The sequence below is a fragment of the Microbulbifer maximicatervae (SeqCode) genome (genome assembly GCF_052467225.1).
The window spans coordinates 4,108,826-4,131,453 of the sequence record NZ_CP174303.1; the positions used below are offsets into that span (position 1 = coordinate 4,108,826).

Annotated in this window: 13 protein-coding genes; 1 reads left to right on the forward strand and 12 read right to left on the reverse strand. The window is 44.7% G+C overall.

Annotated elements, in window-relative coordinates:
• Positions 1-226: 226 nt before the first annotated feature.
• Together ACJJIZ_RS17645 and ACJJIZ_RS17650 are read right to left on the reverse strand one after the other, a co-directional pair.
• A complete protein-coding gene (locus tag ACJJIZ_RS17645; RefSeq protein ID WP_444914310.1) occupies positions 227-4,219 on the reverse strand; it encodes a DUF6531 domain-containing protein in 3,993 nt (1,330 codons plus the stop codon).
• A gap of 844 nt (positions 4,220-5,063) precedes the next feature.
• Positions 5,064-7,142, reverse strand: a complete 2,079-nt coding sequence (locus tag ACJJIZ_RS17650) for a neutral/alkaline ceramidase (protein ID WP_444914311.1) — start codon at positions 7,140-7,142, stop codon at positions 5,064-5,066.
• A 756-nt stretch (positions 7,143-7,898) separates the two neighbouring features.
• Between ACJJIZ_RS17650 and ACJJIZ_RS17655 the strand changes: the two genes are divergently transcribed.
• Positions 7,899-10,934: a cellulose binding domain-containing protein gene (locus ACJJIZ_RS17655; RefSeq protein WP_444914312.1), complete on the forward strand. Its 3,036-nt coding sequence runs from the start codon at positions 7,899-7,901 to the stop codon at positions 10,932-10,934.
• Positions 10,935-11,039: 105 nt separating this feature from the next.
• On the opposite strand, the gene ACJJIZ_RS17660 is transcribed toward ACJJIZ_RS17655, so the two are convergent.
• The 10 genes from ACJJIZ_RS17660 to cysM form a co-directional block, all read right to left on the reverse strand.
• Positions 11,040-12,170: a tRNA-queuosine alpha-mannosyltransferase domain-containing protein gene (locus ACJJIZ_RS17660; RefSeq protein WP_444914313.1), complete on the reverse strand. Its 1,131-nt coding sequence runs from the start codon at positions 12,168-12,170 to the stop codon at positions 11,040-11,042.
• A gap of 66 nt (positions 12,171-12,236) precedes the next feature.
• On the reverse strand, positions 12,237-13,118 hold the full coding sequence (locus ACJJIZ_RS17665) for an NAD(P)-dependent oxidoreductase (RefSeq protein ID WP_444897995.1): 882 nt from the start codon (positions 13,116-13,118) through the stop codon (positions 12,237-12,239).
• 5 nt (positions 13,119-13,123) lie between these two features.
• Positions 13,124-13,921 carry an undecaprenyl-diphosphate phosphatase gene (locus tag ACJJIZ_RS17670; RefSeq protein WP_282931976.1) on the reverse strand — a complete coding sequence of 266 codons (798 nt, stop codon included), beginning with the start codon at positions 13,919-13,921 and terminating at the stop codon, positions 13,124-13,126.
• A 6-nt stretch (positions 13,922-13,927) separates the two neighbouring features.
• Positions 13,928-14,626: a tRNA (adenosine(37)-N6)-threonylcarbamoyltransferase complex dimerization subunit type 1 TsaB gene (gene tsaB, locus ACJJIZ_RS17675; protein WP_444897996.1), complete on the reverse strand. Its 699-nt coding sequence runs from the start codon at positions 14,624-14,626 to the stop codon at positions 13,928-13,930.
• Positions 14,627-14,786: 160 nt separating this feature from the next.
• Entirely contained in the window at positions 14,787-15,584 is a 798-nt protein-coding gene (locus ACJJIZ_RS17680; protein WP_444914314.1) for a hypothetical protein, read from the reverse strand.
• A gap of 266 nt (positions 15,585-15,850) precedes the next feature.
• Positions 15,851-16,849 carry a ferrochelatase gene (gene hemH, locus ACJJIZ_RS17685; protein ID WP_444914315.1) on the reverse strand — a complete coding sequence of 333 codons (999 nt, stop codon included), beginning with the start codon at positions 16,847-16,849 and terminating at the stop codon, positions 15,851-15,853.
• A 169-nt stretch (positions 16,850-17,018) separates the two neighbouring features.
• Positions 17,019-17,672 (reverse strand): adenylate kinase, encoded by a 654-nt coding sequence (gene adk / locus ACJJIZ_RS17690; RefSeq protein ID WP_282931972.1) that lies wholly within the window; start codon positions 17,670-17,672, stop codon positions 17,019-17,021.
• 176 nt (positions 17,673-17,848) lie between these two features.
• The gene (gene mazG, locus ACJJIZ_RS17695) at positions 17,849-18,676 is read right to left on the reverse strand and encodes a nucleoside triphosphate pyrophosphohydrolase (RefSeq protein WP_444914316.1); all 828 of its coding nucleotides are present in this window, start codon (positions 18,674-18,676) and stop codon (positions 17,849-17,851) included.
• Between the two features lie 19 nt (positions 18,677-18,695).
• Positions 18,696-20,942, reverse strand: a complete 2,247-nt coding sequence (gene relA, locus ACJJIZ_RS17700; RefSeq protein WP_444911202.1) for a GTP diphosphokinase — start codon at positions 20,940-20,942, stop codon at positions 18,696-18,698.
• A 639-nt stretch (positions 20,943-21,581) separates the two neighbouring features.
• Positions 21,582-22,478 carry a cysteine synthase CysM gene (cysM, locus tag ACJJIZ_RS17705; protein ID WP_444914317.1) on the reverse strand — a complete coding sequence of 299 codons (897 nt, stop codon included), beginning with the start codon at positions 22,476-22,478 and terminating at the stop codon, positions 21,582-21,584.
• Positions 22,479-22,628: the final 150 nt, after the last annotated feature.

A 22,628-nucleotide genomic window follows, 5' to 3' on the forward strand; every position in this document is an offset into this window, starting at 1 on the left:
AAGCTATTGCCCTTTATGTTGCCGAAAGCCCTATCTAGCAATTTAACCCGCATAGACTTATATAAGCTAAAAAGGACAGCAACTTGTCTTCATGTAAAGAAGCACTGAATATGATTTATCTCAAAATGCAATACTGCTGTAAAAACTTACGAAAATTAACGTATTCAAGCTTTCGAGTTAACCCCCTATATCACAGACAACTTATAAGCCTTTACGAAATAATACTTCATTTACTTTGATCGTCATTCTTAAGCTGTTGAATAAGCGTATCACCAGACCAAAAGAATCTGACACAACCATCATAATTTTCCTTTCTTACACATCGCCCCAAGGGGTCGTATTGATACCGAATCACATCCTGAAATTTCTCTACACCTTTTTCTACTTTTAGATTTTCTATTTTTATCAACTTTTGCTGACAATTATAATGGTATCGAATCCTCTGTGCCCCCTCCCCTCCAACTTCTTCAACACGACCTGTAGAAGAGGTATAACCACGGGATATATTGCCATTATCAACGATTCTATTCTCAATAACTTCTTTGCCAGGAATCTGACTATCAAGCTTACTCGTCGAGTTAAGCTTACCTAGGAGACTATCAGCGGGGTCATAAATTAAGAAGGCAAGAAACTGATCTGAATCACTCTTACAAAAGTTATGAACATTAAAGATATTTTTATTAACCTTGCCGGAATGATTAACTATGGCAAGTGAACAGCTACTATTCGGCAATAAATTCAAAATATTTGTAACTGTATCAGTTGACCTTTCAAACTTACTGACAATAAAGCCTTGCACATAAACCTGAGGATCATAATTGTCCAGAGGTTTCAACCCTTCGGTTGTTTTTATCAACAAAGAATTGAAATTTCCATTTACTGAGGAGAAGGGTGAATTCTCAGATTCCACAGAATGATCAAAGATAAATTTAACATCTTCTTTTCTGGATAGTGAAGTTGCCGTAAGATTACCTGAAATATCATACTTATAACTGAGCTTACTATCATCTTGCCATTCCGCTACAATACGACCACTAGCATCATATTCCCACTTCAGACTACAGTAATTATTTTTAGCTTCGATCAGTTGCCCTAGGCAATTATATCTAAAGCTATTAACGCCCTCTAGCGTAGTTTCTTTTATTAACTGGCCCAGCAAATCACGTTCAAAGTAGATATCGATACCAATGCCTGATTGAGAAGCAATTACTTCCGTAGAATTTACTAAGTGCCCAGCGACATTATATGCATAGTGGGTAACACGGCCATAGAAATCCTCCTCTTCTATTAATCGGTTATTGAGATCATATTTCAGCCGATAACACTCACCCTTTTCATTTATAAGGCAAATTAAATTGCCCTCTCCATCATAATGATATTCTAATTGACTGCCACTGGAACTAGTCTTGCTCTTTATTTGATGGAGTGCGTTATAAGAATAACGCGTATAATTCCCATCCTTATCTAATATTTCTGAAACTAATCCATGCTGGTTAAATCTGCACTGAATATCTGTATCTTTTTGAGCAACCTTAACATTGATCCGACCCTGATCCTCATTCTTGCAAGAAGCCTCTTTCGTCTCAGCAGGCGTTAACAATTCCGTGCGACTATCAACATCATATCTACAATCAATAGATCGTCCGAAGGGGCAACTTATTCTTATTAGCTTATTGCTGCTTCCCCACAGATAACTCGTAACATTACCTAATGAGTCACTAATAGAATTAATCATGCCAGCAGAGGTATAGTCATATTTCACTTGGTTGCCAAGCGGGTCTTCAGCTACCACCAGCTGTCTTTTTTTATTGTAACTATACTGCCAACTGCTATCTGATGGGTCAGTATACTTTGTCGCGAGACCTTCATTGTTATATTCAATTTGATAATTATTACCGGCCACATCTATCTTCTCGGTCAAGCGACCCTGATTGTCATATCGGAATAACTCCTCACGTATAGTCCCATCAGTACTGGGTAGCCGTACTTTTGTAACGTGACCTAGATCGCTGTATTCATACCACGTTTCTCCACCTTCAGCATCTTGATGGAATGTGAGTAATCCGCGATTATTGAAGTGAAAACGTTGCCGTCCCCCTCTCGTGTCACACATCGTTGCTCCGTGACCACTTTCCTCCCAGATAAATTGATAACTGTAAGCAGCTTTTTCGCCAATAGGGTCCCCCCACTGCCGTATACAATGCGCTGAACTACCCTCAGCATCCCACTGAAAATAGAAACTATAACCAGTTTTTAAAGTTCTTTTTTTAATAAGGCCTTTGTGATAAACATACTTTTCATTATTGCCAACACTGTCTACAGCTTCAGTCAGATTATTTTCACTATCAAAGACATATTGAGCTACTACTTCAGAACTTCCCGAATTATTTTCTTTTGTCAAAGTATTTATAAGGTGACTTTCAGGAGATTCATCAAGCGAGCTAATGTATAAAATTTCACCGGAACTACTCTCGACCGATCTTAAATACTCCCCTGAGTAGTTGAATAAATAAAAGTTATCGTTATCATCCCGAATCTCAGCGAGCTTTAACGCACCAGTTTCACCAGTAGCTTTAAAATGTCTTTGTGCTCCATTGGAAATTCCATATGTCGTAATGATCCAATGCTCATCGTTTACTCGCGTGAGAGTTAATCTCTCATAAATATTATGACTGCGCGAGCTATTTCCGGGAGCTGGCAAGCTAATTATTCTACCTTCAGAATCAAAGAAGAGTATGGGTTTGCCTGGACGCCAAACCAAGCGCTCGCTAAATGTATGAGTCCAGCCACAACCCAATCCGAAATTTCTTGAATTACTACTGCGATAGGTACGAGTTACCGATAAGGGTAGTGCCCCCTCCAATACCAAATCTTCTAAAGTAAACTGAACCTCTCCAGTTTTTAGATTTACAGACCTAGTTACTTCACCAGTAACATTATCGCTCTGACATATATCGGAGTTATAATTTTCACCTACTTCGCTAATGTGGTTATCAGTATCATATGAATAATCCCTGACACAATTTATCTTATAAAATTCAGACTTTACATCATGGGGCACTGTGAAAGCTTGTTCTCTACCCCTTTTATTTTCTCGCAGCTCGTTACCCACTTTGACTTGCACTAAATTTCGACTATTTTTTCGGGGTGCAGCTATTTTTGGGGTTTTCTTTCCGGATACAGCAGTGCTTTTGCCTACTGTCGGATATCCTGAATTTTTAGCAAGTATTTTCCTTTGCTTTTTTGTCCTGGCAAAATCAAACATTAAATCGCCAATATTACGGAAAGCATTCACTAAGTGCTTATTCTTAGTTAAGGATGTTATAGCTACATCTCCCTCAGTCAATGCCGCAAGTGCTATAGTCAAAATGATCTCAAAAGTACCACTTGCAGTTAAGTTTGTGTGCTGCAAGCTATGTTGTGTTTTGATGTAGTCCTGGGCAAAATGAAAAACTGCTCCCCGAAGAGTTGGGTCACTATAAATAACCTCAGCTATGTTGAAACTCAAGCGGAGCTGCTTTTTTGAAACAGAACTGGGATTAAAACCTAGTACATCAATCACACCTCGATACAGGGAGGTTACACATTCATCAGCTTCTTCTTCTGGAGTTTCTTCATATAAGACATAATTGATTGCTGCAGAGCTAAACTCAAATGATTGACGTGCTGGACTTACTATTTTCTCAACATCAACAGCACTCTTTGACCAAATCGATAAGCGCCACACAGAACTGTCAGTTTCTTTTACTTTCTTTTTTACAGTTGTTACACGCTTCACCCAACTCCAATCAGTTTGCTGGCTAATAAAAGCCTTATCTGCAACTTCCTGCGTAATAATTTGCTGCAAGCCCATACGAATCTTAGCAACCAACTCTGTTTGTAGATCCCCCAATGCCGAATATGGCAGTGGGGCCTCTTCAATAATCAGTTGATCCTGAGTCAATGCCAGATAAATGGCTTTATCCCGCTCATTAAGATAGCCAGGCACATTACTTAATCGCGATTGAGATGGGGGACGCTCTTGCTCAGGGTCTATATCTGGCGCAAAGGTTGTGTATAAGCCAAGGTACTGGTCATATACTAACTGAAGAGTGTTAGTATCGAACATCCTCAATAATTCAGCAGCATCAATCTTTCTAGAGGGACCTGTTTGGCATATCCATCCAGGCCTCACCGCATAACGAGAGCCCTGAGAGTTTTCGATATAGAGCTGTATCAAAAGTTAAATCCTGTCAACCGCTGACCGACAATTCTACGGTCATCAAAAAACGAATCCATTCGAGGCACCTAAACCAGGTGCCCATCTTCTACATAATCACTTCTACTTGAACGATTTTTCTTTCAAAAGACGAAGAAATACATTTCAGCCTTCTTACATCGGTATTAAAAAATCGCCTGAACCAAGAACAGTTTCTGTGTCCAAAATTTTGACAATGAGTGTGAATTTTAGTAGTGCGTGTTTCAACGCCGGGAGCAATAAGCTCTCGATTCACATTCAAGTCTTCAATATCACAAGCAAAATGTTAAAAGTCAAAATAGCAACATCAAAAGCTATACCAATAGGAAAGCCATAATTCATCCACATTTAAAGACTTTTCAAATGATCTAAACGAAATAGTTATAATCCCTATCTAATAGCTACTAGGCCAATCCTCCAAGATACCTAACATACCACCATCTTTCGGAGTGGCTAGAAATTAGGTGAAAGCTAACTTAATTTGTATTGTTGAGATAGGAGAAAACGATTACAGGAGAGTACACTGCATATAGTGCAAGTAAATTTGACTAGGATCAAAGAAAGAAAATCACAGACAAGCGATATATAGCAGCATATTCTGACAAAAAAGTACCATTTAGCGACATTAAATATAGTTTGAAGTTATGGGTGATAAACTAATCTCAAAGAGAACACTTGAACTCTATTAAATTTTTGCCGTAATTTATAGTATTCGCTCAAATGTATAATAAACACCTAATAATGATTCAGCGGTAGAACATATCACGTCTATTACAAGTATCGACATGCAAATCGGCTAGATTATCCAGCCGATTTGTGATGAACTCTAATTGCTAACAGTAAAACTGCTCGATTTACCTGAATAGCTGGAAATCTTCCCAGTCCAACCACTCTTCCAGTTACCAAAGTGCTTTATTCGGTAAGTGCCTGATGGCGCATCATCTCCGATGATCCACTGTCCTTCAGCAAATGAACAGGCCATACAATCAATAGCCGTATCTCGTGTCCAAATAAAGCGTGTATCCAAATCATCATCGGTAAGATAAGTTTCCCAACTACCATTAACTTTACGCTGTACCTCAATGAACGTACTCTCAGTCTTCAGGTCATTTCGGGGATGGCCAGAACGGAAAGTGACAGATACAGTATCGCCAGCACTGTAGCTGGTACCTACATCATCCCAGACTTGACCAAAAGACTCCCATAGGCGTTTATCATCATAAACAACTCCAATTACATTAATGATTTGGTCATCAGACAGATCTTTCGGAGTAGGCCCTGCAGTAATATCTACGCCATTGACCATAGCGTGTGTCATTTCGGTATAAATCTGTCTATAGGCTGCAAGGGTATTGGGGCCGTATATGGTATGTGCTCCCTCATAGTGCTGCCTATCAAACTCTTCAGGGGTAGTTATGTAACCGGAATAAGCATTTGCCAAACCGGCAATCACCACAGTGTTTACACCGCTTCCTTCAAAAGCTGACAAGACTTCAGCCTCAAGACGTCGGCCTGCCATAGTCGTCATTTCACCCGGGGCGGCGACCAAAACAAGTGAGCCTATGCGAAACATTTGGAAAGGTAGGTAAGGGGTATAAAGTGCTTGGCCTATTACCTCACGCTCTACAAATGTAGGTTTGGGGTACTGGCAGGGGTCATCCTGAGTATCCTCATATACTGCGGCTGCAGAGAATGCACTCATCAGGCCAAAAAGGGGGTAACCATTAATAGCCGATTCGAATAGTCCCATATCTCTATCCCAATCCACCCCCTCATTTTCAACAGACATTCCCTCAAAAATACCATCAATATTGCTGGGACCATCCCAGGTTGATCCTGCTGTAAATGACCAGCCGACAGCACCTTCACAAATATCTATTTGCCCCTCACCGGTAAATTCACCTGCTACGGTATAGCCAGGGAAATAGATATATTGATGTCGATAATCTAATCCACCTTCAAGTTTCACAGTAGCTGATTGGTAAAGAGACTGAGCTTTTGCAACTTGCTTTTCAGCAGATAAAAGCAAACTTTCATACTCAGAATTTCCGCATCCATCCCTAGGGCCACAAATATTCGGAGACGCATCACCTAAGTTGCTATTAGCAAATGCCGCAGTAAATTGACTTGCAGCACCCTGCTCGGCAGCCCAAGACTCGAGCAACTGACTCGCCGCCCCCTTATTATCCCCGCTAAGTTGCCGCTGCCCTGTTCCTAAAGAGACATTGTGTACTGCAAACCAATTAATAACTCCCAGTGCTTTGTTGTTGGCATCGACCAACTTGAGTTGGGTCATGGTTTTATTGGTATCGTATTGATAGTCGCTTGCATCAGTATTTGCTGAATAAGGGTCTGGGTTTCGATTGATACTAGTATCGAGCAAGATCCCCTGCTCAATAAAGATGTCACCTGGAGTTAGTCCACTGTCCGCTTCAACGATTGACTGAAAAATACCATCAACAATAGCGTCATAGTTATCTTCCGCATACCCGAGAGCACTCATATTCAACATGACATAATGATCATACCCCCCGGGACCTACATGGGTATGTGTAGCAGTCAGCATTACATTCTTTTCGGTGTACTTACTATTACCATAGAGATTTTTTAATTTATCTACGACACCCTGCTTCACGCCCTGCGGAATACCTTGCAAATCTGCTGATACGAATACCAAACGCTCATTTTCAGAGCTATCAGAAATTATGAATGCGCGGGACCATAAACGGGTATGAATTCCCTTGGTTGTCTGCCCCGTTTCTCCATATCCTACCATTCCAACATCTGCTGCCGGGCCAGTTATATCATACTTACCAACACCAACACGCCAGTCAGATGCTTTAACAGTGGAAGAAGCTCCAATAAATACTATTAAAGCAATGACGTAACCATTAATTATTTTCATTTTTTCTCCAGAATCTATACACGCAGGAGTACATTCGCCAGTTCACAGAAGTGAAGGCGTATCCTTTTCGTTGAAAGTTGATATCTGAATAAGCTACTTCCGATCAACTCGAACGCGGCTCTCTAGATAGTTAGCCAATGTAATCTTGACTTTTATTATCTCATCCTGAAAAGCGGCTTTATTATTTTAAAAATACACATAGTAGCCATAACCTCCCTGCTGTCAGCACACTGGAACTGAGAGTACAGCTCTAGTACGCATGTTCAGAATACCCTAACTGGCTGTATTTGGTAGCACCCGCAGAGTAATTACCCGCCATAAATCCGTTAATTTAGAGTCGAAAGCAAAATAATTTTAAATATGCGAAGGTTTTCTGAACTACAGCAAACCTAAATATTTACAAATCAAGCAAGTACAATCTAAAAATGAGTGTAAAGAAAGGATAGATTAGGGGATTTGAATTACGTTTAGAGAGGAAATGTAAAAAACTTTCGCCATTCAAAATTAGCACTCAATCAGTTTCCAATTATATTCCATGGTTTGACCTCTTGTTCACAAAACAATTAAATTAGCAATTAATTAGGCAAACACCTGTACTTAACATTCAAAGTTGTCTTGACAGGAAATAAGGTGGAAGTTGAATAACATTGATAATCGGCCCTTTTAGCATTTGACGCCCCTGACTATAAATATGTGAACTTTATGTAGCTATCAATATCTGACTCCTCTGCAGTAATCCATATAGATACATAAATAATGCACGCTAAACTTCTCACCCTCTCAGTTTTTTCTATATTGACCTTCTTATCCCTACCATCCCTGGCCGGTCAAAAGTGCGATGTACAAATGACGATACAGAGCGAATGGGAAGGCGGATATATGGCTTCAGTGGTTGTACGTAATACAGGTACCGAGCCAGTAAGTGATTGGGAACTTTCATGGCAATGGCCCTCAGACCAAGAAGTCACACATATATGGAATGCTACTTCAGCCCAGGATGAAAACCTGATCTCTGTAGTTGGAAAACAAGGCTATGTAAGAGTACCCGTTGGCCAAGCCCAATCTTTTGGTTTTAATATTCGCTACTCGGGTGGTGAAAAGACGCCTGCTCATATTAACGCTAGTTGCAACAACACCATCAATAAACCAGATCCGCCCCCACCTTCACGAGACCTGTTAGACCCCCTTTCACAATACAATTTTATTTTAGGCACTCAAACGATAAACCCTAGGTATACATTTACAGATAAGGGATCACTTGTTGAAAGTGCTGAAGCCATTTACTCAATGGGCTCTAACTTACTCAAGATAGCCCTTTCTCCGAGCCTATATAGCGAGCTAAGTAACTCTGGACTCGACTATCAATTCAAGCGAATGCTGGAAGAAATACCAGAATTTCAGCAAGTCTTGGGGATGGATTTCTCCATCTACATGTTTTGGGTCGAGGACTCCGGTTCCTGGATGGATAACAAAGGAATGAGTGAAGAAGAGCTAAAGTGGCAATATGACAAAATTTATTCGTTGGCTGAATATTTACTAACTGAATATAACGGCTCCGGTAAGACATTTATGATTGGGCACTGGGAAGGCGATTGGAACCTGGTTCAAAAAACTGATGGTACTAGAGATGACAGTCAGGAAACTATCCCTCCTAAGCGTTTACAGGGTCTAATTGACTGGGTCAATATTCGACAAGAAGCCATTGACGATGCCAAAGCAAATATCACCCACTCTGACGTTAACTTATATCACTATATTGAGGTCAATAGGGTTGAATCTGCAATGCAGGGCAAAGAACGGATAACCAATGCCGTACTTCCCCATACTAATGTAGATTTGGTGTCTTATTCAGCTTACGATCTCACTACCAAAGAAAAGCATTCAGATTTTGCCACTCTACATAGTGAGTTGACTTCGGCTCTAGAATTTATCAACTCAAATCTTCCAAAAAAATCTGGGCTGCCATTTGAAAAGCGGGTTTTCATTGGCGAATATGGTTACGGAGAGTCCTGGTTTAAGGATTGGGGAGCCCGCTCTGGCGAAGCCCAGGATATGCTATCACGCAATGTAATAAAAACGGCGCTCCAGTGGGGTGCTCCATTTATTTTGTACTGGCAAATGTATGACAATGAATATGATAGCTGGATCAATGAATTCACTGGCTACTGGCTGATTGACAAGGATGGTAATAAAAAGGAGATTTATAAGACTCACCAGGAGTACTATAAGGACGCGAGAGCATTCTTAGATAACTATTATATGGAAAACTCCTCCCTTCCGTCAGAAAGTGAATTTCGAGCCTATGCCTTAAAATGGTTTGAATCATCGAAAATCCCACCACAACAGCCCAAACCTGACACTCCCCCTACTATACCGGAAGAACCCAGTGAACCTTCAGGCCAGTGTAATGTGGAATATGCAGTGCAAAACGATTGGGGAAGTGGCTTTATGGCAAATGTGGTTATTTATAATAAAGGAAAGACATCTCTCGATAAATGGCAGCTACAGTGGAACTGGCAAGGTAACCAGTCAATCACACACTTCTGGAATGCACAAGTCACAGAAAGTAACGGGACTATAACTGTTACTAGTGAATCATCTATTCCGGCAGGAGAGGCCCGAGCTTTTGGGTTTAATGCAAATTACTCTGGAGAAAACACCCCACCAATTATAATTGGCAACTGCACGGGTACACTCACAACAGAATCTTCACAACCTATTCAGCGCCCCAATCAGCCCCCCAATCAGCCCAATGAATATTCAGATAGTAGCAGTATTAAGCTATGGTTTATTGGTGATTCGATTACTTACGGCATGACAACACTCCCTTATAATTCAAACGGGTTTCGTAGCCAGATCTGGGACTATCTTGTCCAAGCAGCCGATGGCAACTCAATCTTTCCTATAGATCAAGAATCTACCAGTGAGCAGCTAATTCTAAAATACAATGGACAACAACTAGAAACGATTGGCACTATTACTGGACCAACAGGCCCTGATGATATGTCTCAACAGACCAAGAATTACTGGCACTCTGGGATACCTGGAGCTACAACCAGCGATTTACTTTGCTATCTTGATCCGATAGGCCATCAAATCACCCCTGGCTACAATTTCACCAACTGCCTCAATTCCATCAAGAACTTCAATCAATTTCTCAGCGAAATGTGCAGGGAGGGCGAAACTAGTGCTGGCTGGCTCACTAATCAAGCCTGCAATTTAACGCGGGATATAACCTCTGAGGATAGCGTTGTCATACCTATACAGCTCGGGACTAACGACATCACCTTCCTTAGCATGAATAATGCGATTGATTGTAGCCTTCCTATAGAAGAAAATAGTGAATCCGCCCAGAAGCTAAATATGGTCGTTAGTAAGATAATATCATCACCCAATAATATTCAAGGCATATCAATAACAGATAGAATACAAAATTATTTTGAGAGCATAGATATTCCAACTGAGAAAATTGCATTCGTAATTTCAACTATCCCTCGTCGAAGTGATTTAGACGGACAAGATCCGAAAAATTACTGTACGGACTTTTATAATCAAAAAATCAGGAAGTCACTATCAGAGGCCTCCAATACCAAAAATATTTTCTTAGCAGACCAAGAAAATATTGTCCCAACTGGAGACCCGGTACACCCTACAACTGAGGGCCACAAGATTATGGCTTGCAACTTACTTTATGGTAAAAATCTTGGCCATTCAGATATTCCTTCTTGTATTCTTCCCAGTAACATCCCAGATAAAGGGCTATTGAAAGCAATAGATCATGTATCCAATTAGCTAGGATTTCGCTTAACAGGCCCTGATTAGAAATTTTCAGGGCGCTGCTTTTACTCACCAATAACTTTGGGAGCCTTTATAAACCCGCCTTCTATAGTAGCCGGCCTAACTCTGAACCAGATTTAAGAACTGCTTCCTATATTCTGCCCAAATCACTTTCCCTGAGAAATTACTTAAATCAACTTTTTTTAATTTTGAACCCGATAGAATTGACAAAAACATTGATTCCAGCTTTTTTACTGCATCATTACAGTCTAAATAACAAAAGTTTTCGGAATAGAACTCTGGGTAGCACTGTTCATCTGGCACCAGTGGAGTCGCACCGAGAATAGCTGCTTCCATCACCGCCAAGCCTTGGAATTCATGGTAAGCCGTAGAAAGGAATATATGGCTATGTCGCAGTACTTGACGATAGTCTTTAGCGCTTTCAAGATACCCGAGTACCAATAAATGGTCGGCAAACTCTTCTTGTATTTGAGCAAACTCAGCAGGGCTATTACGAAATGACTGCCCCATTAGATTAACGAGAAACTTAACATTTCTGGCTTTCAAGCCCCGAAGGATATCCAGCAATCGGTCCGCGCCTTTGTCATATTCCCAACGGGCCGCCCAACTGATAATCAAAGTATCTTGATCTATTTCGCCCCCATAAATGCTCTCTGTGCAGGAGTTCCAGGAAAAGGCCTCTTCAGTTTTCGCACTATCAAAAACGATGTCTTCTATTGGCACAGGAAGAACTCGCGACTTTTCCTCAATCTCCTCACAAATTCCGGGAGGAACACAATCAGGAAAGCGCTTGAGTAATTTCTTTACTCCTCCTAACAAGGTACTGCGGTTGTATTCAGAGTTGAACAAGACCAGATCACCGGACAAGGCCGTGTAAATATTCAACAACTGGGGTTCTACCGATCGAAACGCATCAGAGCTCACTGGGTAAGCAAATTGATTCTCATGAAAATATACAACTGTAGGCACCCCAACGATTTCGGGAACTAAACCGCGCAAGGCACTTAGATCGGTCATTGAGGTTGTAACAATAAGGTCCCAACGCTGCTTCAATATTTGCGCAGTTTCCCCTCGGCCCCAGGAAAGGCTATTACCGCGAATTCGCCAGCTAAAGTATCGCGGTGGTAAGGTTAGTACGGTCCATTGCCAATCAGAAAATGCCGCTACCAGCCCTTTACGCCAACGCTTGTGACTGTCCGCATCATAAGCGGAGAGTAATAAAACTTTCATTAAATAGTAACAAGAAGAAGCGGCACCGGGATCAAACTTAACCCCGGTAACTATTGATTGGAGGGATTAATCGAAAGAGCGCACATTCATTAATCGTGCAAACAAGCTGGAAGTATCCCAACGAGCACCACCAATAGCTTGTACCTCACTATAAAACTGATCTACCAGGGCAGTTACGGGCAGTAAAGCTCCGTTATGTTGTGCCTCTTGAAGGACTATAGCCAAATCCTTACGCATCCAGTCCACAGCAAAACCGTGGTCATACTCGCCAGCTAACATAGTTTTTGAGCGGTTTTCCATTTGCCAGCTCTGTGCCGCCCCCTTGGATATCACATTGACAACCTGCTCTCCATCGAGGCCAGCTGCCTTGGCAAAATGTAAACCTTCAGCAAGCCCCTGAACGACACCCGCGATACAAATTTGATTGACCATTTTACACAGCTGGCCGCTACCTACTGGCCCCATCAGGTTGCTTGCCCGCGCATAACAGTCGATAAGAGGTTGCACTTTATCAAAGTCTGCCTTATCTCCCCCAAACATAACCGTTAAAGCACCATTCTCAGCGCCGGCCTGGCCTCCAGAGACAGGTGCATCCAGAAAACCGATTCCCTTTTCGCTGGCTGCAACTGCCAATTCCCGAGCAACATTGGCAGAGGCTGTTGTATGATCTACAAACAAAGCCCCGTCACCCATACTCGTGAATGCCCCCTGCTCTCCTGTCACCACCTGGCGGAGATCGTTGTCATTGCCTACACAGGCAAAAACAACCTCCGCGCCCTTTGCGGCTTCAGCGGGCGTTGCAAAGCTCTCTCCATCATATTCTTGTAGCCATTGATCCGCACGGCTAACAGTGCGATTGTAAATTCGCACCATGTGGCCAGCATTAGAAAGATGCCCCGCCATGGGATATCCCATCACCCCCAAGCCAATAAATGCAACTGTTGCCATTTCCTCTACCCCCATACCATCCAAATAAGTATTACACCGAGAACCAAGCGATAAATCGCGAATGGAGCCATCCCAATGCGGCTAATAAACTGAAGGAAAAAATGAATACACAAATAAGCACTAATACAAGATAAAACGGTACCAAGCAGCAAGTCATTCCATGGAACACTTTCCAGCGCAAGTAATTCAATCGTTAACAAAATAGCGCTGAGGGCAATAACAGGAATAGACATCAGGAACGAAAAGCGCGCTGCAGCCTCTCTCTTCATGCCAAGCATCAAACCAGCAGTCATTGTGATACCAGAGCGGGAGGTGCCAGGGATTAGGGCCAACACCTGTGATAAGCCAATCAGAAGTGCTTTTTTCCAATTTAACTGGGCTAGAGATTCGACCCTGCGCCCCTTTGCATCAGCCCACCAGAGTAAAATACCAAAGCCAATAGTCGTAGCAGCGATAACACCGGCTGAACGCAGGTGAGTTTCTATGAACCCTTTGAATACCAGGCCTATCAGTCCCACAGGTATAGTGGCGAGAACAATTAACCAGGCCAGCCGCCCCTCATCGGTAAATTGTTTATCCGTAAATCCTCCTAGACCATCCCTAATCAGCACCCAAATATCTTTGCGGAAATAGAAAACTACTGCCAGTAAAGAGCCAAAATGAACAGCAACATCGAAGGCCAGCCCCTGGTCCTGCCAACCCAATACCTCAGAAGGTAAGATCAAGTGCGCGGAACTGGAGATGGGCAGAAACTCTGTCAGCCCCTGTATCAGGGCCAAAATTACAATCTGAAATGTTTCCATGTGTTATTAAGATCGGATTTTTTGTCTTTTCTTCCAAGTCACTTCATTGCGCAAATAAACAGGCTCAAGCTCTTCAGCGGTCACTGTATGACCCTGCTCCCATAGTGGTACTGCCAGCTGCGCTATATCCCGAGCGTGAATGAGACTGGCTTGATCAACGGCAGCCAATAACGCCCCTTCAAAAGCCTCATAATGTAATCCCGGGCCCGCCCCATAGATCGGAGTACAAATCTCCGATTTCTCTAAAGACAGCAGAACCTCCTCCGGGTTCTGTACCGCCTCCGGGATCAAGCTATCGCAGGGAGAGTCACTGGAGTAAACCCCCCAATATACTTGTTGCATACGAGCATCCAGCATTGCCACGACCGGTGACTGTCCCCAGTCCGGGTGCGATCGCCGAGCTCCAAGTGCTAGGGCTGCGAGGCTGGAAACCGGAACCACTGGTAGATCTGCAGCATAAGCCAACCCCTGCACACTACTAATTGCTATACGGAGACCAGTAAATGACCCCGGCCCGCGGCTGACAGCAAGAGCATCCAGGCCTGCCAGCTTTATGCCGGCTTCTGCGAGAACGTCATCCACCATTGGCAAAAGGCGACGGGTGTGATCGCGCTCTGCCTGTACAAAACGCTCAATCAGCTGGCCATCAGATATGAGAGCAACAGAACAGGCGCCCGACGTTGTATCCAGGGCAAGTATTTTCACAGCGTTCTTAATCCTGGTCATAAAAAAGGGAGGGAATTGTGGCACGGGAGCGGAGGGGAGTCATGCCCAATATCGCAACCCGCAACTAAAAAACCCCGGACTAACCGGGGTTTATGAGGAGCCTGCCAAAGTTCACATCGTTGAGCCCATATATATGACCCTAGGCGGCCTTTTTCGGTGGCCGACCTCGACGGGCAGCACCAGCCTTCGGTGGACGGCCGCGACGGGCTGGAGCCTTCTTAGCAGCTGCTGTCGCAGTCGCTTTCTTGGGTCGTCCGACTCTTTTTGCTGGCTTAGCCGCTGAAGTTGCCTTCTTTGGACGGCCGGCTTTTTTCGCCGTCGCTGTAGCGACCTTCTTGGGGCGTCCGGGCTTTTTCGCTGCTGTGGCCTTGGCTGCAGGTTTCTTCTTGGCCTTTTGAGTTTCGGCTTTTAATTTGGCTTTAGCCTTCTTCTCTAACTCTTTAACTTTAGCGGCAGCTTTCTTTGCAGCTGCTTTAACCTTAGCTTCAGCCTTCTTCTCAGCAGCCTTCAATTTCTTGGCATGAGCCTTTTCTTTGGTTTTTACCCAGCGTGTTTCAAATGCCTTGAGTGCGGCAGCTAACTCTTTATCTGCTTTGCTGGAGAGGCTCTTAGAGAGACTTTCCACCTTTTCTTTTGCAGCAGCTTCAGCCATATGTACGGCATCCATAGCCTTAGCTTTGGCAAGATCCATCTTTGCCGCTGCCAGCTTGGCGCGCAAATCCTTTGCCTTACTATTGGCACTGGCCAGCGAAGTTTTCGCTGTTGCCGCATTACTTTTCTGCGCTCGAGCCTTAGCCTTAGCAACACGGTCCATTTGCGCATCCAGCGATTTGGTCGCTGAATCTACCGCCTTCTGCGCTTTCACGACCGCTGGCGACGCTGCGGTCGCACTAGTTGCTCGTTTCGCGCGTGTACCTTTTTTTACTACTCTTGCCATCCCTTGTCTCCTCACTGAAAGAAGAAGTACATCCAAAAGTGTGCCGGCAGCATTGCCTTTTAGCTATCGAATAAAAACTGGAATCGGCCGTTTTTATTACTTATGCAGAGCGCCGCACCGCCTATTTCGATACAACTTTATCAAAGTTAATAAAAATACCCGGCATTGCAAGTAAAAAAGCGAAAAATGAGAAACTTTTTATAAAAAAAGTATATTTTTCTTATCAATTTTCACTTTTGGGTCCCGTTTTAGCACTTTGGTAGAAATTATTTTGTCCCATTGAGCTTAGTTTGCACAATTCCCGCAAGCGCCTCTATATGATCCTCACGTAAATTTAATGCGGGAATATATCGGTAGTCACTGCCCCCAGCATCAATAAAATTAGCGCGATTCTCTACCGAAATTTCTTCCAATGTTTCCAGGCAATCCGCAGAAAAAGCCGGGCAAATTACATCGACACTACTAACTCCTGTTTTACCCCATTCAACAAGAGTCTTATCGGTGTATGGCTGCAACCACTCTGCCTTACCAAAGCGCGATTGAAATGTGACTTGCCACTTATCCTCACTGATTTCTAGTTCATCCGCTAATAACCGTGCGGTTTCCATGCAATGGCGATAATAGGGGTCCCCCTTATCAACATTGGCTTTTGGGATACCGTGAAATGAAAGTAACAATTTTTCCGCTGGCCCTGCTTTTTCCCAGTGTTCTTTTACTGAATTGGCCAGGGATTTTATGTAGAGCGGATTTTGGTAATAATCTCGAATCAGAGAAATATCCGGAATATCGCGACTATTGCGAAAAATTTGCGCCACCTGATCATAAATTGCTGCAGTTGTGGTAGCCGAATATTGGGGATATAGGGGAAGCACTATAAAAGACTCGAAACCTTTCTCGCGCAGAGTTTCTATGGTGTTGTCGAGGCGGGGCTCACCATAAGTCATGGCATATTCAACAGCGACATCGCAACCTTTTGCTTTTAAACGCTGCTGCAACAGCTCTGCTTGCTTCTGCGTATAGTAGAGAAGCGGCGATCCTTCCACTTTTGTTTCATCTGCACTGCTATTCCATATTTCCGCATAGGCAGGGGCAATACGTTGTGGACGAAAAGGCAGTACCAAGCAATTCAATATGGTCAGCCAGATTGGCCGCGGTATCTCGACAACCCTCGGATCTGAAAGGAATTTCCGCAAAAAACTTCTTACTGCTGTAGGTGTAGGCTCAGCTGGAGTACCTAAATTCATCAAAATTATTGCCGTAGACATAAACCGCCCCGTTAGAAATCTTATCCTTTCAAGAAATCCTGCCAGTTATCAGGCAGGGAAGAGCGCATACTGCCAGGCCAATACCGCCGTGATCAACTCGCTCTATATCACTTCTGGAGATACAAAAAAGCCCCCAAGTGGGGGCTTTTAAAAAATGTTAGCGATGATCTCAGCTGAGAGCTTCCAACACTTTCTCGCGAATCTCATCCATACCGCCAACACCCATTACCTTGCTGTACTTGGGAGCCGCTTCAGGAGAGCGTGCTTCCAGCTCGCGATAGAAGCCTACCAGCGGTGCCGTCTGCTCGTGATAAACCGCCAAACGGTTGCGAACAGTTTCTTCAGTATCATCTGTACGCTGGATCAGTGCCTCGCCAGTCACATCATCGACACCCTCAGCCTTGGGCGGGTTGTATACGATGTGATAGACGCGACCAGAGTTTTCATGAACCCGGCGGCCCGAGAGACGCTTTACGATTTCTTCATCGTCAACAGCGATCTCCAGAACATGATCGATATGTACATCGGCTTCCAGAAGGGCTTCAGCCTGGGGAATGGTGCGAGGGAAACCATCGAACAGGAACCCTTTAGCGCAGTCTTCCTGGGCAATGCGCTCTTTAACTAACGCAATGATCAGGTCGTCAGAAACCAATTTTCCCGCGTCCATAACATCCTTGGCCTGTAGGCCAAGAGGGGTACCCGCCTTCACCGCAGCGCGAAGCATATCGCCGGTGGAGATCTGCGGAATGCCGAACTTCTCTGTTATGAATTGAGCCTGAGTGCCCTTGCCGGCTCCCGGCGCGCCCAAGAGAATAATTCGCATGTTCAGTAAGCCTCCAATACTATCGACGAACCAAAAGCCGCCGCGCTAAAAGAGCGCTACCTTACACTCACACCTCAGATTGGGCAAGATTGCTACCGATACCCCCACAATCCATACAAACCACAGAGTACTAAAAGGGGCTTAAAGCTCCGCTCTATGTAAGCCTGTTAAGATCCCTAGCTATCAGCACCGGGCTCCCGCTGAACTTTGGCCTTGTCCCAAAGTCTGTCCAGTTCCTCCAGCGTTGCCTCTGATACTTGCCGACCTTCACTGTGTAAACTGGACTCAACATGACCAAAACGCCGCTCAAATTTCCTGCTACACCCCCGCAAAGCTGCCTCAGGATCAACCTTCAGGTGGCGGGATGCATTCACACAAGAGAAAAGCAGATCCCCCAGCTCCTCCTTTGCATGCTCCGTATCCCCATTTGTCACGGCCTCCCGCAACTCTGCAACCTCTTCCTCAATCTTATCGAGGACACCATCAATATTGGGCCAGTCAAAACCGACACGGGAGGCGCGCTTCTGCAATTTGGCTGCACGCGTCAAAGCCGGCAGCCCCACAGCTACTCCTGCCAGGGTTCCTGCATCCCCTTTGGCAGTGCGTTCGGCCTCTTTAATCGCCTCCCAATTCCTCTTTACTTCAGCTTCATCAAGAGCTTCGGCAGATCGGTCGCCGTAGAGGGTTCCACTTGGAAAGACATGGGGATGCCTGCGCACTAGTTTGCGTACCAAAGTGTCAACAATCTGGGGGAAATCAAAGTAGTCTTTCTCACGCCCTAACTGGGCATAAAAAATGACTTGGAAGAGTAGATCTCCGAGTTCTTCGTGCAAGTGCTCAAAGTCTTCCTGCTCAATAGCCTCTGCTACCTCATAGGCCTCTTCAATCGTAGAGGGGACAATACTGGCAAAGTCCTGTTTCAGGTCCCAAGGGCAACCGCCCTCAGGGCTGCGAAGCTGAGCCATCAAGTGGAGGAGGTCCTCCACAGAGTAATTCTTTTCCACGTTATTCCTTACTCAACGTTCAGCGCAGAATTCGCCGCTTTGCCGCTGCCACATTGGGCAGTTGATTGATCCGATGTAAAACCTGGCTCAACTCTTCAAAGTTGTGGATCTCAGCAGTCACGATCATTTCTACCGTATGCTTGTTCTTATTAGAGCGGGTTTGCATAGCGGTAATATTAATTTTCTGACTGTCCAGCATCACCGTGACATCCCGCAACAGGCCCTGGCGATCGTAGGCTTCGATCATAATTTCAACGGCGTAAAGTTCACGGGGTTTTTCCGCCCAACTTACCTGGAGTACCCTTTCAGACTCCTCAACCTGCATACGCAGCATATTTGCGCAGTCTTTACGATGTATAGAAACCCCGCGCCCAAGGGTGATATACCCCATAATTTCATCGCCTGGAACGGGGTTACAACAGCCGGCAATATGGGTGAGCAAATTACCCACTCCGTCGATATAGACATCTGCCTTGCCTTCTCCCCGGGCAACTGGAGCCGTCAGCGATGGTACCCGAGGCACATTGTCGACCTTCACCATTCGCTGGGCTGCGTTGAGAACCTGACCCACGCCTATATCACCGGCACCCACTGCCGCATAGAGGTCCTCTAGGGAATGCATGTTGAGCTTGGCTGCCAACTTATCGAAATCGAAATCACTCAGCGCCAGCTGCTTAAATTCCCGGTCGAGAATACTGCGGCCATCGGCGATATTCTGATCCCGAGCCTGCTGCTTAAACCAGTGAATAATCTTGGCTCGGGCACGGGAGGTAGTGATATAGGCCATGCCCGAAGAGAGCCAATCGCGACTCGGCGCTTCGAGTTTTCCTGTGAGGATTTCAACCTGATTGGCTGTCTCCAACCGGTGGTTGAGCGGCACGATTCGGCCATCTACTTTAGCCCCGCGACAACGGTGACCAATTTCTGTATGGATCTTGTAGGCAAAATCTAATGGTGTTGCACCCCGAGGCAGGTCTACAACATGACCGCCGGGGGTAAATACATAAATACGTGAATCTGCCTCACTGGAGCGTAAATCATCTTGTAGTGGGTTACCTCCCACCTCTTCATGCCAGTCGAGCACCTGACGCAACCAGGATATTTTTTGCTCGTAGCTATCTTTACTCTCGCTCTTAAGATCAGTGCCCTTGTAACGCCAGTGAGCACAAACACCGTATTCCGCCTCTTCATGCATAGCAAAAGTTCGGATCTGAACCTCAAGCACCTTTCGCTCGGGGCCAATTACAGCCGTGTGCAGAGAGCGATAACCGTTTTCTTTGGGGGAGGCGATATAATCATCGAATTCATTCGGTATGTTGCGCCAGAGGTTGTGCACTATACCCAGAACCGCATAGCAATCCCTTACTGTTGGGACAAGAATACGCACTGCGCGAATATCATAAACCTGGGAGAAGCCAATATTTTTCCGGCGCATTTTCCGCCAGATACTATAGATATGCTTTGCTCGCCCGTAGACATCACCTTCAATATGGGCGCGCTCGAGTTCAGAGCGCAATAGCTCCAATACCTCGTCGATATACTGCTGCCGAGCCAGTCTTTTCTCATCCAGCAAGCGAGCAATCTGCTTGTAATCTTCCGGCTCAAGATAACGAAAAGATAGGTCTTCCAATTCCCATTTGATATGACCAATTCCCAGGCGGTGGGCAAGGGGTGCATAAACATCGGCCACTTCACGAGCAACTCTCTGGCGTTTAGCCGGCTCTGAGTTTTTTGCAGCACGAATGGCACAGGTACGTTCAGCGAGTTTGATCAAAGCGACTCGCACGTCGTCGACCAATGCTACCAGCATACGACGGATATTCTCTGAATGTTCCTCTACCGCACCACTCGGGCTTTCTTCTCCGGTATCTGCGCTGCGACTGCGAATCGCAGCCATACGCAAAACACCACGAATCAACTTGGCAACTCGCTCACCAAATTCTTTTTCCACAGCTTGCAGTGGCAGGCGTTTTTCACGTACGGCACGGTACAGCACCGCCGCGACAAGTGCTTCTGAGTCTATTTGTAAGTCGGCGAGAATCTCAGCCATCTCAAGGCCTGTGGCAAAACTGCTAGCGCCCTCAGCCCAGATATTTTCCGCCTCAATTGCGCGCTGTTCTGCTTCGGCACTCACCTCAGCTGCGCGCCGCAAAGTTACTATCGCAGAACCATCCAGGCCCGCGAGCTTCTGTACATGGCGCAACCAGGATTCAAGGTCGAGTTCACCTTCTCCACCAAAGGAATGATGCTTTCTTACTTGAACCATCTTTTAACAAGAGTCATTTGTGTTATTGGCATAATTTTGTCGTTACCTGGCTTAGCAGCACATTTACTCAGTGCTCATGCTGGATTAAGCGCTTCTCTATCATAGGTTTGAACTCACCAAAGTCCATGATTTTCTGTATACATTTCAATAAGCTGCGCGAAATTCAGCAGTTTTTCGTACCAATTTGAGTGGGAGGGTATAAGTCTTGTCCAGCTTGTTGACCTTTTAACCAACAGTAAACCTGGAAAACCAATGCCTATAGAAAACTAAAATTGTGATATTGGGGAATATCGAGAGAAGTGAACAGGTTGCATTTGTTACTTAAAAGTGAATTTCTCCACCTCTACATGAACACAAAACAAGGCTTTACCGAACTTTACAAACTATCAGTTTTTTGTATTTACCGGCTTAGTTATTGCTTTTTTTAACTGGCAATGCACATATAGCAGGAGGATTAGAGGCTCCCCCCAAAAAAAGGGGCAAAAGAGATGATTGTAAATTGATTGGCGAATCACTTTACAAAGCTGCGAATCTCACAAAGTTTTTGCTAGTAGATATCAGGCACAATGCTGGAGTTAAAGCACTTTATTTCCAGCATTGATCAATAAAATAAGATAAATTAGAGAATAAAAGTAAGAACTATTTTGGGGAGGCAAAAAGTCCTGAAGATAAATAACGATCTCCACGATCACAGACAATTGCAACAATCGTCGCATTTTCTAGCTGCGCAGACAGCCTTAAAGCACCGGCTACCGCCCCTCCAGAGGAAACGCCACAAAAAATACCCTCTTCTTTCGCCAGCCTGCGAGTCATATCCTCAGCTTCTCGCTGGTCCATATCCATGACCATATCCACTTGTTCAGGAACAAAAATCTTAGGTAAGTATGCCTCCGGCCAACGGCGAATCCCCGGAATACTGGAGCCTTCAGTTGGCTGCAATCCAACGATTTGAATATCGGGATTTTGCTCCTTCAAGTAACGCCCGCATCCCATAATGGTACCGGTTGTACCCATTGAGGAGACAAAGTGAGTCACCGTTCCAGAGGTCTGCTGCCAAATCTCCGAACCGGTTCCCTCATAGTGAGCCAGGGGATTATCGCTATTGGCAAACTGGTTCAGTACCAATCCTTTCTTATCCTCTTGCATTTGCAAAGCTAAGTCCCGCGCACCCTCCATACCTTCTTCAGCGCTAACCAATATCAACTCAGCGCCATAAGCTGTCATTGAAGCCTTGCGCTCCTCTGTAGCACTGTCGGGCATAATCAATATCATTTGATAGCCCTTAATCGCTGCAGCCATTGCCAGGGCAATTCCCGTATTACCGCTGGTCGCTTCAATCAGGGTATCTCCCGGAGAAATATATCCTGCAGCTTCCGCATGGTTGATCATTGAAAGTGCCGGGCGGTCTTTTACCGAACCCGCAGGGTTATTGCCTTCCAGCTTGAGCAAAACAGTATTACTGGTATCACCTGGCAGGCGCTGTAGTTTAACCAGCGGGGTATTGCCTACGCAGTCAGCAATTGTTGGATAATCCATAATGCAATAAATTCCAGAAAAATCTCGCGGGAGCCAAGTGTACAGCAAGCGGTACTATGCACTAAATACCGTCTACTTTGGTCTACTCCCTACCCAGGTTATTAAGGGAGTTATACCTGAAGCGGTATTATTCAGATGGCTATGCCGCGC

Excerpts from the sequence above, each read along its gene's own strand:
- ACJJIZ_RS17650 (WP_444914311.1), bottom strand. The coding sequence starts at position 7,142 with ATGAAAATAATTAATGGTTACGTCATTGCTTTAATAGTATTTATTGGA.
- ACJJIZ_RS17655 (WP_444914312.1), top strand. The coding sequence starts at position 7,899 with ATGCACGCTAAACTTCTCACCCTCTCAGTTTTTTCTATATTGACCTTC.
- ACJJIZ_RS17660 (WP_444914313.1), bottom strand. The coding sequence starts at position 12,170 with ATGAAAGTTTTATTACTCTCCGCTTATGATGCGGACAGTCACAAGCGT.
- ACJJIZ_RS17665 (WP_444897995.1), bottom strand. The coding sequence starts at position 13,118 with ATGGCAACAGTTGCATTTATTGGCTTGGGGGTGATGGGATATCCCATG.
- ACJJIZ_RS17670 (WP_282931976.1), bottom strand. The coding sequence starts at position 13,921 with ATGGAAACATTTCAGATTGTAATTTTGGCCCTGATACAGGGGCTGACA.
- ACJJIZ_RS17680 (WP_444914314.1), bottom strand. The coding sequence starts at position 15,584 with ATGGCAAGAGTAGTAAAAAAAGGTACACGCGCGAAACGAGCAACTAGT.
- hemH (WP_444914315.1), bottom strand. The coding sequence starts at position 16,849 with ATGTCTACGGCAATAATTTTGATGAATTTAGGTACTCCAGCTGAGCCT.
- adk (WP_282931972.1), bottom strand. The coding sequence starts at position 17,672 with ATGCGAATTATTCTCTTGGGCGCGCCGGGAGCCGGCAAGGGCACTCAG.
- relA (WP_444911202.1), bottom strand. The coding sequence starts at position 20,942 with ATGGTTCAAGTAAGAAAGCATCATTCCTTTGGTGGAGAAGGTGAACTC.
- cysM (WP_444914317.1), bottom strand. The coding sequence starts at position 22,478 with ATGGATTATCCAACAATTGCTGACTGCGTAGGCAATACCCCGCTGGTT.